Below are 12,935 nucleotides of genomic sequence, written 5' to 3'. Positions count from 1 at the left end.
ACCCGTTCAGACTCCGGCGCTCAGCCGGCCCACAACAGCCAGCCGAGCAGCGCGGTGAGACCGATCACCATCGCGAACGCATAGTGGTAGAGATAGCCGGACTGCACCCGCCGCAGCGCCGCGGCGATGCGCCCGATGGCCCTGGCCGTGCCGTTGACCATCACGCCGTCGATGACCGCCTGGTCGCCCGCCTTCCACAGCACGGTGCCGATGCCGCGGCCGCCCGCCGCGAACACCCGCTGATAGAGCTCGTCGGCATAGTACTTGTTGACCAGCAGGCGGTAGACGAGCGACAGGCGCTCGCTCGCCTGTGCCGCGAGTTCCGGCCGGCGCAGCCAGACGTACCAGGCGACGCCGAGGCCGGCCAGCGCCAGATATACGGCAGGCCCGCCGAACGCGTGCAGGATGAAGCCGGCGGGCCCGTGGAACGTCTCGCCCACGGCCGCCAGCGCGCCGTGCTCGGGCGCTACCCGGATGGCGTCGCCGAAGAAGTCCCCGAACAGCAGCGGGCCAATGGTGAACCAGCCGACCAGCAGCGAGGGGATGGCCAGCAGCACCAGCGGCACGGTCACCACCGCCGGCGTCTCGTGCAGATGGGACCGGGTGGCGGCATCCATCCGCTCCTCGCCGTGAAACACGAGGAAGAACATGCGGAACGAGTACAACGCCGTGACGAAGACGCCGAGCAGCACGCTCCAGTAGGCGATGGCATGGGCCACGCTGCCCTGCTCCACCCACGCCGCGTGCACCGCCTCGATCAGGGCGTCCTTGGAGAAGAAGCCGGCCGTGCCCGGGAAACCTATCAGCGCCAGCGAGCCGATCAGCGCGGTCCAGTAGGTGACGGGCATGTACTTCCTGAGCCCGCCCATCCGGCGGATGTCCTGCTCGTGATGCATGGCGATGATCACCGAGCCAGCCGCCAGGAACAGCAGCGCTTTGAAGAAGGCGTGGGTCATCAGGTGGAAGATACCCGCCGCGTAGGCCGAGGCGCCGAGTGCCACGGTCATGTAGCCCAGCTGTGACAGGGTCGAATACGCCACGACCCGCTTGATGTCGTTCTGCACGATGCCGAGCAGGCCCATGAAGAAGGCCGTCACCGCGCCGATGATCAGCACGAAACCCAGTGCGGTGGCCGAGAGTTCGTACAGCGGCGACATCCGCGCCACCATGAAGATGCCCGCCGTGACCATGGTGGCCGCGTGGATCAGCGCGGAGATCGGCGTGGGGCCCTCCATGGAATCCGGCAGCCAGACGTGCAGGGGCGCCTGGGCCGATTTGCCCATGGCGCCGATGAACAGCAGGATGCAGATCACCGTCATGGCATTCCAGGGACTGCCGGCGAAGATCTCGATCTCCCGGCCGGCGATGCGCTCGGCCTGGGCGAAGGTCTCGGCGTAGTCCAGCGTGCCGGCGAACATCACCACGGCGGCAATGCCGAGGATGAAGCCGAAGTCGCCCACCCGGTTCACCAGGAACGCCTTCAGGTTGGCGACGATGGCCGTGGGCTTCTTGTACCAGAAGCCGATCAGCAGGTAGGACACCAGCCCCACGGCCTCCCAGCCGAAGAACAGCTGCAGGAAGTTGTTCGACATCACCAGCATCAGCATGGCGAAGGTGAACAGGGAGATGTAGCTGAAGAAGCGCTGGTAGCCCGGGTCGTCGTGCATGTAGCCGATGGTGTAGATGTGCACCATCAGCGAGACGAAGGTCACCACCACCATCATCAGCGCGCTCAGACGGTCGATAAGGAAGCCCACCTCCATGCGCAGCCCGTCGGTGACGGCCCAGGTGTAGACGGTGTAGTTCTGCACCTCGCCGCCGTCGAACACCAGGTCCTTCAGCACCAGCAGCGAGAGCACCGCGGAGAGACCCACCGCGAGGATGGTGATCCAGTGCGACCCGGCCCGGCCGATCTGCCGGCCGAACACGCCCGCAATGATGGCGGCGACGAGGGGCGCGAGGACGATGGTGAGATGCATCGCTTGCATGCGCTAGCCCCTCATCGCGTCCATGTTCTCGACGTCGATGCTGCGCCGGCTGCGGAACAGCACCACCAGGATGGCCAGCCCGATGGCCGCTTCGGCCGCCGCCACGGTCAGGATGAAGAACACGAATACCTGGCCGAGCTCGTTGCCCACGTAACGGGAGAAGGCCACGAAATTGAAGTTCACCGCCAGCAGCATGAGCTCGATGCACATCAACAGCAGGATGACGTTTTTGCGGTTGATGAAGATACCGGCGACCGCCAGCGAGAACAGGATTGCCGACAACGTGAGGTAGTGCTGCAGTCCGATGCCGCTCACTGGCGCTCCTCCGAGTCCATGCTGACCAGGCGCACCCGATCCTCGCGGCGGGCGCTCACCTGCCGGGAGATGTTCTGCACCTTCAGGCCCGGGCGCCGGCGCATGGTCAGCGTGATCGCCGCGACGATGGCCAGCAGCAGTATCACCGCGGCCAGCTCGAAGGCGTACACGTGCTCGGTGTAGAGCACCGAGCCCAGCGCCTTGGTATTGCTGTAGCCCTCCGGCAGGGGCGGCGCGTCCGCCATCGTCGTGAGCCCGTGGCTCTTCGCCCAGATGACCTGCACCAGCTCGACCACCATGATCACGGCGACCACGAGGCCCAGCGGCGCGTAGCGGGTGAGACCCTCGCGCACCGCCTCCACGTTGACGTCGAGCATCATGACGACGAACAGGAACAGCACCATGACCGCGCCGACGTAGACCAGCACCAGCACGATGGCCAGGAACTCCGCCTCGGCCAGCAGCCACAGCACCGCGCTGTTGAAGAACGCCAGCACGAGGAACATCACGGAATACACCGGATTCCGCGAGAAGATCACACCGAGTGCCGCACCGATCAGCACGGCGCTGAAGACGTAGAAGAGCAGCGTCTCAAACAAAATCCGGTCCCCAATGGCTCCGCTCCCGGGAGCCCCTCGTCAGTGGTCGATTGCGGCGCCCTGCCCTAGCGGTAGGGCGCGTCCGCGGCCTTGTCGGCGGCGATCATCGGTTCGTACTTCTCGCCGACGGCCAGCAGTTTCTCCTTGGTCATGATGTTCTCGCCCCGGTTCTCCATGTGGTACTCGTGGATCCGGGTCTCGACGACCGCATCCACCGGGCATGCCTCTTCGCAGAAGCCGCAGTAGATGCACTTGAACAGATCGATATCGTAACGGGTTGTGCGGCGCGTGCCGTCCGGCCCGACGTCGGACTCGATGGTAATGGCCAGCGCCGGGCAGACCGCCTCGCAGAGCTTGCAGGCGATGCAGCGCTCCTCCCCGTTCGGGTAGCGGCGCAGGGCGTGCAGACCACGGAAGCGCGGCGACTGCGGCGTCTTCTCCTCCGGGTACTGCACCGTCACCTTGGTGTGGAACAGATTCCGCCCGGTCAGCATCAGGCCGCGCCAGAGCTCGAGCAGCAGAAACGTCTTGAGGATATTCCTGACCATCCGCACTCTCCCCTACACGCCCGCCGCCAGCCGCGCCCAGGGGCCCACCTGCAGCCACGCGAGCAGGCCCTCGACGGCGATCCAGACGATCGTCACCGGGATGAACACCTTCCAGCCGAGCCGCATGATCTGGTCGTAGCGATAGCGCGGGAACGTGGCCCGCAGCCAGAGGAAACAAAACAGGAAGAATGCGGTCTTCAGCGCGAACCAGAAGAAGCCCGGCTGCACGATGAGGGCTGTCTCGCTGATGCCGGCGAACCCGATCAGACCCTCGAACGGCGACAGCCAGCCGCCCCAGAACAGCACCGCCGCCAGCGCCGAGATCAGCACCATGTTGGCGTACTCGGCCAGGAAGAACACCGCGAAGGCGATGCCGGAGTACTCCACGTGGAAGCCGGCGACGATCTCGGATTCTCCCTCGGCCACGTCGAACGGCGCCCGGTTGGTCTCGGCGACGCCGGAGATGAAATAGACCACAAACAGCGGCAGCAGCCACAGCCAGAACCAGTTGGTGATGCCGCCCTGCTGGGCGCGGATGATCTCGCCGAGATTCAGGCTGCCGGCCGCCATCAGCACGCCCACCAGCGCGAAACCCATGGCGATCTCGTAGGCGACGATCTGCGCGGCGGAGCGCATGGCGCCGAGGAAGGCGTACTTGGAGTTGGTGGCCCAGCCGGCCAGGATGACGCCGTAGACGCCCACCGAGGTGAGCGCGAGCACGTAGAGGAGGCCCGCGTCGATGTCGGCCAGGACGAAGTCCTCGCTGAGCGGGATCACGGCCCAGGTGGCCAGCGCCGGCGTGATGGACAGCAGCGGCGCGATCACGAACAGGAAGCGGCTGGAGTTGGTGGGTACCACGACCTCCTTCATCAGCAGCTTCAGCACGTCGGCGAACGGCTGCAGGAGGCCCCGGAAGCCCACTCGGTTCGGCCCGATGCGGTTCTGGATGGAGCCGATCACCTTGCGCTCGGCCAGCGTCAGGAAGGCCACGGTCAGGATCACGCACACCATCACGGCCACGATCTGGGTGGTGACGACCGTGACCATCTGCACCGTCTCCGGCAGCCGGCCCAGCAGCCCGAAACTGATGAGATTCAGGAACTCGTTCACCCTGCGGCCTCCAGCCGGTCGTCGTGCTCGCTGCGCTCGCGGCCCTCGCGACCGTCCACCGTCAGCTGCAGGGCGTGGGCGTGGCGAACCAGGGGATCCACCCGGTAGATGGGTACGTCGAGTATCGAGCCCTCGGGCTCGTCCGCCGCCTCGCACACGTGTTCGCCCGCGTAGGCGTTGTCCGGTACGGGTGTGCCGATCCTGCCGAGCGCCTCGTCCCGCACCTGTTCGGCGGAGACGTAATCGAAGCCGGGCACATCCAGCAGGTTGCCGATCACACGCAGTATCTTCCAGCCGGGGCGCGCCTCGCCCACCGGGCTGGCGACGCCCGCGAAGCTCTGCACCCGCCCCTCGCCGTTCACGAAGGTGCCGGCCGTCTCGAATGCGGTGCCGAGCGGCAGCATGACATCCGCGGCGGCCTCGACGCCGGGCGTGCGATAGGCGGTCAGCGCCACCACGAACTCACTGCCGGCGAAGGCCGGCCCCGCGTCGGCGGCGAAGTCTTCGTCCGGGTCGGCGCCCATCAGCAGCAACCCGCGCGGCGGCTCCGCGAGCAGGCTGGCGACGTCCCGGCCGGGCGTCTCCCGGCGGGCGCCGGCCGCGGCGCGATGGGGCAGCACACCGGCCAGGCAGGCCCCGGCCGAATCGGCGCCCTCGGAGACATAGCCGATAGCCGTGCCGGTCAGCTCCGCCAGCGCGGCGGCCAGCGCACGCAGATCGGCGTAGCGCGGGTGCCGCCCGGCGATCAGCCCGAGCAGTATCAGCCCGTCGTCGCCCTCCACGAGGCCGGCGGCGGCGCGGCGATGCTCGTCGTCGGGGGTAACACCCTCGGTCAGAGCGCGCACCGGAGCCGGCACCGCCGTATCCCGCAGTTCCGCGGCAGCGGCCGCGACGCCGGCCAGCCCGGCGAGCAGACCGCCCTCGGCGTAGGCCTCCACGCCGAAGAAATAGGGATAGCGCTCCGGGTTCACGAAAGAGACCTTCGCGCCGCCCACGGCCGCCTTGCGGACGCGATGGGCCAGCATGGGTACTTCCTTGCGCAGGTTCGAACCCACGACCAGCAGCGCGTCGAGATCCTCGAAGCCCTCCAGCGAGCGGCCGAGCGCGGGGAATACGGGGTCGGCGTCCTGGTCGCGGAAGTCGCGCCGGCGCAGGCGATGATCCACGTTCGCGGTGCCCAGGTGCTCGCCCAGGCGGGCCAGCAGGTGACACTCCTCGAGGGTCGCCGAAGGCGCCGTCAGCAAAGCGACGTCGGCCGGGTCCGCTGCGGCGATCTCGCGCAGGCGCTCGGCCGTCACCGACAGCGCGTCCTCCCAGGACACCGGCTCCCAGTGCCCGTCCCGCTTCACCATGGGCTCGCGCAGCCGGGCCTCGCTGTAGATGCCCTCGTAGCTGAATCGATCCCGATCGGCGATCCAGGTCTCGTTGATCGCCTCGTTGCGGCGGGGAACGATGCGCTTGACCGTGCCCCGGAGCACATGTGCATGGAGGTTGCTGCCCGCGCAGTCGTGCGGCGAGACCATCGGCCGCTGCACCATCTCCCAGGCGCGCGCGCTGTAGCGGTAGGGCTTGTTGTTCAGCGCGCCCACCGGGCAGACGTCGATGATGTTGCCGGAGAGTTCGTGATCGACGCTTTTCTCGATATAGGTGCCGATCTTCATGTGCTCGCCGCGGTCCGTGGTGCCCAGCTCCTGGATTCCGGCGATCTCCTGGCCGAAGCGCACGCAGCGGGTGCAGTGGATGCAGCGGGTCATGTCCGTGGACACCAGCGGCCCCAGGTCCTGATCCTTCACCACCCGCTTGCCTTCGGTGTAGCGGGAGACGTCGCGGCCGAAGCCCATGGCGAGGTCCTGCAGCTCGCACTCGCCGCCCTGGTCGCAGATGGGGCAGTCCAGCGGGTGGTTGATGAGCAGGAACTCCATGGTGGCCTTCTGCGCCGAGACCGCCCTGGCGGAACGGGTGAAGACCTTCATGCCTTCGTTGACCGGGGTGGCGCAGGCGGGCAGCGGCTTCGGCGCCTTCTCCACCTCCACCAGGCACATGCGGCAATTGGCCGCCACGGACAGCTTCTCGTGGTAGCAGAAACGCGGCACGTAGATGTTCGCCGCGTCCGTGACCTCGATCAGCATCTGGCCCTTGCGCGCCTGCAGGGGCTTGCCGTCGACTTCTATGTTGACCAGATCGTCGCTCATGATGCTCGCAGTGCGGTGCGGGTCACGCGGCCCGGCGGTCGTCGTCCTCGACGATGCTCCGGCCCTTGTGCTCGACCATGTATTCGAATTCGTGGCGGAAGTGTTTCAGGAAGCTCTGCACCGGCCACGCGGCGGCGTCGCCCAGCGCGCAGATGGTGTGGCCCTCGATCTTGTTGGCCACGTCGAGAAGCTTGTCCAGGTCGCCCGCCGTGGCCTTGCCCTCGAGCATGCGGGTCAGCATGCGATACAGCCAGCCCGTGCCCTCGCGGCAGGGCGTGCACTGGCCGCAGGACTCGGCCATGTAGAAGCGGGAGATGCGCCGCAGGACGCGCACCATGCAGGTGGTCTCGTCCATCACCATCACGGCGCCGGTGCCGAAGGACGAGCCCGCTTCCTTCAGCGAGTTGTAGTCCATGGTGCAGCCCATGATGATGTCGGCCGGCAGCACGGGTACCGAGGAGCCGCCCGGGATCACCGCCTTCAGCTTGCGCCCGCCCAGCATGCCGCCGCAGCGCTCCAGCAGGTCCGGGAACGGGATGCCCATGGGCAGTTCCAGGTTCTGGGGGCGCTCCACGTGCCCGGACACCGAGAAGATGGCCGTGCCGCCGGAGCCCTCCACGCCCAGGTCCGAGAACCACCTGGCGCCTTTGCGGATGATGGACGGCACGCTCGCGAGCGACTGGGTGTTGTTCACGGTGGTGGGCTTGCCGTAAACGCCGAAGTTCGCGGGGAACGGCGGCTTGAAACGCGGCTTGCCCTGCTTGCCTTCGAGGGATTCCAGCAGCGCCGTCTCCTCGCCGCAGATGTAGGCGCCGGCGCCGACGAAGGTGTAGAGATCGAAATCGATGCCGGAGCCGCGGATGTCCCTGCCGAGCAGCCCCGCCTCGTAGGCCTCGGCCAGCGCGGCCTCGAACCTCGGCACCGGCTCTTCCATGAACTCCCCGCGGATGTAGTTGTAACCCACCGTGGCGCCCATCGCGTAACCGGCGATGGCCATCCCCTCGACGAGGGAATGCGGGTTGTAGCGCAGGATCTCCCGGTCGTGGCAGGTGCCCGGCTCGCTCTCGTCGGAGTTGCAGACGATGTACTTCTGCACCGGCGCGCTGCGCGGCATGAAGCTCCACTTCAGGCCCGTCGGGAAGCCGGCACCGCCGCGGCCCTTCAGCCCCGACTCCTTGACCTCATCGATCACCGCCTCCGGCGTCATCTCGCCCTTCAGTATGCGCTCCCACGCCTCGTAGCCGCCCACCTTGCGGTAGGCCTCGAGGCTCCAGGGCTCGTCCTGCCCGAGCGTGGCGTAGCAGACCAGGTTCTCGTCGTTGCTCATCAGTCCAGTGCGTCCAGTATCTCGTCGATGCGCTCGGGGGTGAGATTCTCGTGGTAGACGTGGTCCACCATCATCATCGGCGCCCCGCAGCAGGCGGCGAGGCACTCCTCCTCGCGCTTCAGGTAGATGCGCCCGTCCGGCGTGCTCTCACCCAGGGAGACGCCGAGCTTCTTCTCGACGTGCTCCACCAGGTCTTCGGCGCCCCGCAGCATGCAGGAGACGTTGGTGCAGATGGAGACGCTGTGCCGGCCCACCGGCTTCGTCTCGAACATCGAGTAGAACGTGGCGACCTCGTACACCTGGATGGGCGGCAGCTGCAGGTAAGCCGCGACGGCGTCCATGATCTGCGGCGTGAGATAGCCGCCGTTCTCGTGCTGCACGGCATGCAGCGCACCGATCACCGCCGAGCGCTTGCGGTCCTCGGGGAAGCGCGCGGTCCACTTGTCGATCTCCTCGCGCACGTGGGTGCTGAGCTCCACCGCTGCCGTCTGCTCGCTCACCGGTCCACCTCCCCGAACACGATATCCTGGGTGCCGATCACCGCGACCACGTCCGCCAGCATGTGCCCCTGCACCATCTCGTTCATGGCGGCGAGATGGGCGAAGCCCGGCGCCCGTACCTTCAGCCGGTAGGGCTTGTTGGCCCCGTCCGATATCAGGTAGCAGCCGAACTCGCCCTTCGGCGCCTCGACGGCGGCATAGGCCTCGCCTTCCGGCACCACGTAGCCCTCGGTGAAGAGCTTGAAGTGGTGGATCAGCGATTCCATGTCGTCCTTCATCTCCACGCGGGTCGGCGGCGCGATCTTGCGGTCGTCCAGCATCACGGGGCCGGGGTTCTGCTCCAGCCAGTCGATGCACTGGCGGATGATCCGGTTGGACTGGCGCAGCTCCTCGATCCGCACCAGGTAGCGGTCGTAGCAATCGCCGTTGACGCCCACGGGGATCTCGAAGTCGAGCCGGTCGTAGACCTCGTAGGGCTGCTTCCTGCGGAGGTCCCACTCGATGCCCGAGCCGCGCAACATGGGGCCGCTGAAGCCGAGCTGCAGCGCCCGCTCCGGCGAGACCACGCCGATGTTCACCGTGCGCTGCTTCCAGATGCGGTTGTCGGTGAGCAGCGTCTCGTAGTCGTCCACGCAGGCCGGGAAGCGGTCGGTGAAGTCGCGGATGAAGTCGAGCAGCGAGCCTTCCCGCGCCCGGTTCATCTCGTCCACTTCCTTCTGGCTGTGCCACTTCGACGGCTGATATTTCGGCATCTCCTCCGGCAGGTCGCGGTAGACGCCGCCGGGGCGATAGTAGGTGGCGTGCATCCGCGTGCCAGACACCGCCTCGTAGCAGTCCATGAGGTCCTCGCGCTCACGGAAGCAGTACAGGAACACGGTCATGGCGCCGATATCCAGCCCGTGGGCGCCGAGCCACATCAGGTGGTTCAGGATGCGGGTGATCTCGTCGAACATCACCCGGATGTACTGGGCGCGCAGCGGCGGCGTGATGCCCAGCAGCTTCTCGATGGCCATCACGTAGCCGTGCTCGTTGCACATCATGGACACGTAGTCGAGCCGGTCCATGTAGCCGATGCTCTGGTTGTAGGGCTTCGACTCGGCCAGCTTCTCGGTGGCCCGGTGCAGGAGTCCCACGTGGGGGTCGGCCTTCTGGATCACCTCGCCGTCCATCTCCAGCACGAGACGCAGAACGCCGTGAGCCGCCGGATGCTGGGGCCCGAAATTCATGGTGAAGTTCTGGATCTCAGCCATCGCTCGAAGTGCCTCTCAATTGTTCTTCGTAGCGATGGTCGTCGCGGATCACCTTCGGCACCAGCGTGCGCGGCTCGATGGTGACCGGCTGATAGGCGACCCGTCGCTTGTCCGGGTCGTAGCGCACCTCCACGTTGCCGGACAACGGGAAGTCCTTGCGGAACGGATGGCCGATGAAGCCGTAGTCGGTGAGGATGCGGCGCAGGTCCGGGTGGCCGTCGAAGAGGATGCCGAACAGGTCGAAGACCTCGCGCTCGAACCAGTCGGCCGACGCCCAGATGTCCATGACCGACGGCAGGCGCGGCGGGTTGTCCGGGCCGCAGTAGACGCGCAGCCGGAGACGCCGGTTCTTCGCCACGGAGAGCAGATGGTAGACCACCGCGAAGCGCTGCGGGTCGAAGCTCTCGGCATCGTCGATGATGACCGGCTCCCGATCCACGCCCCGGGAGAAACCGGTGTCCGTGGCATCCAGCGTCTTCCACTCGGCATGCCCGTAATCCAGGTAGTCGACGCCGCAGACGTCCATCAGCATGTCGAAGGCGAAGTCGTCTTCGTCGCGCAGCGCCGTGGCCACCTCGAGCAGCCGGTCCTTCTCCACCTCGAAGGTGATCTCGCCGCAGGTGGACGGGACGCGGGCGACCGCTGCGCCGAAGCGCTCGTCGATGGCCGCAGCCAGAGCCTCTCTGCGTTCACTCATGCGGATGCCTCAACGCGCGATCGTGCTGGTGCGGCGGATCTTCTTCTGCAGCTGGATGATGCCGTAGAGAAGCGCCTCCGCGGTGGGCGGGCAGCCCGGCACGTAGACGTCCACGGGGACGATGCGGTCGCAGCCGCGCACGACCGAGTAGCTGTAGTGATAGTAGCCGCCGCCGTTCGCACAGGAACCCATGGAGATCACCCAGCGCGGCTCGGGCATCTGGTCGTAGACCTTGCGCAGCGCCGGCGCCATCTTGTTCACCAGCGTGCCGGCCACGATCATCACGTCGGACTGGCGCGGGCTGGGCCGGAAGATCACGCCGAAGCGGTCCAGATCGTAACGGGCGGCACCGGCGTGCATCATCTCGACGGCGCAGCAGGCCAGGCCGAAGGTCATCGGCCACATGGACCCGGTGCGCGCCCAGTTCACGACGTTATCCACCGCGGTGACGACGAAGCCCTTCTTCTGGATACTGCCTTCCGGCAGCGGCGTGCGGGCCTCGTCCAGGCCGAATTCCTGCCTGTCAGCCTCGCTCAGTCCCATTCCAGGGCCCCCTTCTTCCACTCGTAGATGAAGCCGACCACCAGGATGGCCAGGAACAGCGCCATGGCCAGCAGGCCGAAGCCGCCGACCGTATCCAGCGATACCGCCCAGGGGAAGAGAAACGCGATCTCCAGATCGAAGATGATGAACAGGATGGCCACCAGGTAGTAGCGCACGTCGAAACGCATGCGCGAATCCTCGAAGGCCTCGAAACCGCACTCGTAGGGTGCGAGCTTCTCCGGATCCTTGCTGCCGTGGCCGAAGACGAAGCCGAGGATCAGCAGCAACGCACCAACACCCGCCGACAGCGCCAGGAAGATCAGGATGGGCAAATAGTTTTCCAGCACGATAGGTGCAGCCTGAATCTCGACAGATGGAAACCTAAGGGCCGACAGCCCCAGTTGGCCCGCTATTGTATCAGCCTGGCAGCATGGTGTAACGCTCGCGCGACGCTACTTCGGCTTACACCGGACTTGTCCAGCAATCAAAAAAAAGAGCAAAAAAACGGCGGCCCCTGCCGGGACCGCCGCTCTTGTCGTGTGTGGTGCCGACGGCCGGACTCGAACCGGCACGGCTTGCGCCACTGCCCCCTCAAGACAGCGTGTCTACCAATTCCACCACGTCGGCATCGATCGAACGGATCTCCTTTACGGGCCGGTTACCGGTCCTGGCCGTCGCCGTCTTCCGCGGGCTGATCGACCGCCGGCAACTGATCTAGGTTCTGGTCCCCGCTATCCCCTGCGGAGTCCGGCAGTGGCAGCGGGTCCTCGATATTCTCGGCCGGCAGTGCCTGCGCCGGACCCTGCTCCGCCTGACCCGCCTCCTGCTCGAGCAGGCTCTCGCTGCCGCCCTGCTGACCGCTCAGGTAGGCGAGCGCCAGGCAGTTGGCGAAGAACAGGGTGGCGAGCACCGCGGTGGCGCGGGACAGGAAGCTGCCCGTGCCGCGGGCGCCGAACACCGTGCCGGAGGCGCCGGAACCGAAGGCCGCACCCGCATCTGCGCCCTTGCCTTTCTGCAGCAGGACCAGCGCGATGATGCCGATGGCCATGAAGACCAGCGCCACCGTCAGGATGACGTAAAGTGTGCTCATAGTGTGTCTCTTATCCTGCCGCGGCAGCCGCACGCCCGATGGCGAGGAACTCCGCGGCCTTCAGCGACGCGCCGCCGATCAGGCCGCCGTCGATGTCTTCCCGGGCGAACAGGCCCGGCGCATTGTCGCCCTTCACGCTCCCGCCGTACAGGATGCGCAGCCCGTCGGCCACCTTCGCGTCCCGGTCCCGCACCAGCCCGCGGATGAAGGTATGCACCTCCCCCGCCTGCTCCGGGCTGGCCGTGCGGCCCGTGCCGATGGCCCAGACGGGCTCGTAGGCCACCACCGCGTCGGCGAACGCCGCGATGCCGACCTCGTCGATCACGGCCAGCAGCTGGCGGCGGATCACGGCCTCGGTCTCGTCGGCTTCCCGTTGCTCCAGCGTCTCGCCGATGCAGAGGATGGGCACCAGGCCCTGCCTGTGCGCGGCGGCGAACTTGGCCGCCACCCGGTCGTCGGTCTCGCCGTACAGCGTGCGCCGCTCCGAATGGCCCACGATCGCGTAACGGCAACCGAGATCGGCCAGCATGGCGGCGGAGACTTCGCCGGTGTACGCACCAGACTCGTGCTCGGAGACGTCCTGGGCACCCAGCTCGACGCCGCTGCCGCCGAGCTGCTCGCCCACCGAGGCCAGATACGCCGACGGCGGGCACACCAGGAACTCCACGCCCGGCGCCTCGCCCACCCCCTCGAGGATGCCGTCGATCAACGCCCGGTTGTCCGCCAGGCTCCCGTGCATCTTCCAGTTGCCGGCGACCAGATATTGTCTCACAGTG

At 67.0% G+C, this 12,935-nt stretch carries 14 protein-coding genes and 1 tRNA gene; all 15 read right to left on the bottom strand.

What is annotated here, in order from left to right:
* Positions 1–20 precede the first annotated feature (20 nt).
* The gene (nuoL, locus tag ACJMK0_RS11670; protein WP_405238593.1) at positions 21–1,988 is read right to left on the bottom strand and encodes an NADH-quinone oxidoreductase subunit L; all 1,968 of its coding nucleotides are present in this window, start codon (positions 1,986–1,988) and stop codon (positions 21–23) included.
* A gap of 3 nt (positions 1,989–1,991) precedes the next feature.
* Positions 1,992–2,294 (bottom strand): NADH-quinone oxidoreductase subunit NuoK, encoded by a 303-nt coding sequence (nuoK, locus tag ACJMK0_RS11665; protein ID WP_405223758.1) that lies wholly within the window; start codon positions 2,292–2,294, stop codon positions 1,992–1,994.
* A 5-nt stretch (positions 2,295–2,299) separates the two neighbouring features.
* A complete protein-coding gene (locus tag ACJMK0_RS11660) occupies positions 2,300–2,905 on the bottom strand; it encodes an NADH-quinone oxidoreductase subunit J (protein ID WP_405239046.1) in 606 nt (201 codons plus the stop codon).
* Between the two features lie 62 nt (positions 2,906–2,967).
* The gene (gene nuoI / locus ACJMK0_RS11655; RefSeq protein ID WP_405221934.1) at positions 2,968–3,450 is read right to left on the bottom strand and encodes an NADH-quinone oxidoreductase subunit NuoI; all 483 of its coding nucleotides are present in this window, start codon (positions 3,448–3,450) and stop codon (positions 2,968–2,970) included.
* A 12-nt stretch (positions 3,451–3,462) separates the two neighbouring features.
* The gene (nuoH, locus tag ACJMK0_RS11650) at positions 3,463–4,497 is read right to left on the bottom strand and encodes an NADH-quinone oxidoreductase subunit NuoH (RefSeq protein WP_405239044.1); all 1,035 of its coding nucleotides are present in this window, start codon (positions 4,495–4,497) and stop codon (positions 3,463–3,465) included.
* Between the two features lie 59 nt (positions 4,498–4,556).
* Positions 4,557–6,752, bottom strand: coding sequence for an NADH-quinone oxidoreductase subunit NuoG (gene nuoG / locus ACJMK0_RS11645; RefSeq protein ID WP_405238591.1), 2,196 nt, complete (start codon positions 6,750–6,752; stop codon positions 4,557–4,559).
* A gap of 22 nt (positions 6,753–6,774) precedes the next feature.
* Positions 6,775–8,079 carry an NADH-quinone oxidoreductase subunit NuoF gene (gene nuoF, locus ACJMK0_RS11640; protein ID WP_405238590.1) on the bottom strand — a complete coding sequence of 435 codons (1,305 nt, stop codon included), beginning with the start codon at positions 8,077–8,079 and terminating at the stop codon, positions 6,775–6,777.
* The gene (locus tag ACJMK0_RS11635; protein ID WP_405238588.1) at positions 8,079–8,579 is read right to left on the bottom strand and encodes an NADH-quinone oxidoreductase subunit NuoE family protein; all 501 of its coding nucleotides are present in this window, start codon (positions 8,577–8,579) and stop codon (positions 8,079–8,081) included. The genes nuoF and ACJMK0_RS11635 overlap by 1 nt, the downstream gene beginning before the upstream one ends.
* A complete protein-coding gene (locus ACJMK0_RS11630) occupies positions 8,576–9,829 on the bottom strand; it encodes an NADH-quinone oxidoreductase subunit D (RefSeq protein WP_405238587.1) in 1,254 nt (417 codons plus the stop codon). Before ACJMK0_RS11630 ends, ACJMK0_RS11635 begins: the two co-directional genes overlap by 4 nt.
* Positions 9,822–10,526 carry an NADH-quinone oxidoreductase subunit C gene (locus ACJMK0_RS11625; RefSeq protein WP_405238585.1) on the bottom strand — a complete coding sequence of 235 codons (705 nt, stop codon included), beginning with the start codon at positions 10,524–10,526 and terminating at the stop codon, positions 9,822–9,824. Before ACJMK0_RS11625 ends, ACJMK0_RS11630 begins: the two co-directional genes overlap by 8 nt.
* A gap of 9 nt (positions 10,527–10,535) precedes the next feature.
* Positions 10,536–11,090, bottom strand: coding sequence for a NuoB/complex I 20 kDa subunit family protein (locus tag ACJMK0_RS11620; protein ID WP_405238582.1), 555 nt, complete (start codon positions 11,088–11,090; stop codon positions 10,536–10,538).
* On the bottom strand, positions 11,060–11,356 hold the full coding sequence (gene ndhC / locus ACJMK0_RS11615) for an NADH-quinone oxidoreductase subunit A (RefSeq protein ID WP_405239042.1): 297 nt from the start codon (positions 11,354–11,356) through the stop codon (positions 11,060–11,062). Before ndhC ends, ACJMK0_RS11620 begins: the two co-directional genes overlap by 31 nt.
* Positions 11,357–11,611: 255 nt before the next feature.
* A tRNA-Leu gene (locus ACJMK0_RS11610) sits at positions 11,612–11,696 on the bottom strand.
* A 31-nt stretch (positions 11,697–11,727) separates the two neighbouring features.
* A complete protein-coding gene (gene secG, locus ACJMK0_RS11605; RefSeq protein WP_405238580.1) occupies positions 11,728–12,159 on the bottom strand; it encodes a preprotein translocase subunit SecG in 432 nt (143 codons plus the stop codon).
* A gap of 10 nt (positions 12,160–12,169) precedes the next feature.
* A complete protein-coding gene (gene tpiA / locus ACJMK0_RS11600) occupies positions 12,170–12,931 on the bottom strand; it encodes a triose-phosphate isomerase (RefSeq protein ID WP_405238578.1) in 762 nt (253 codons plus the stop codon).
* Positions 12,932–12,935: the final 4 nt, after the last annotated feature.

Source organism: Lentisalinibacter orientalis (assembly GCF_040706535.1).
In the GTDB taxonomy this organism is placed as follows: Bacteria; Pseudomonadota; Gammaproteobacteria; order Steroidobacterales; family Woeseiaceae; genus Lentisalinibacter; species Lentisalinibacter orientalis.
This window is presented reverse-complemented; position numbering and strand designations above follow the sequence as displayed.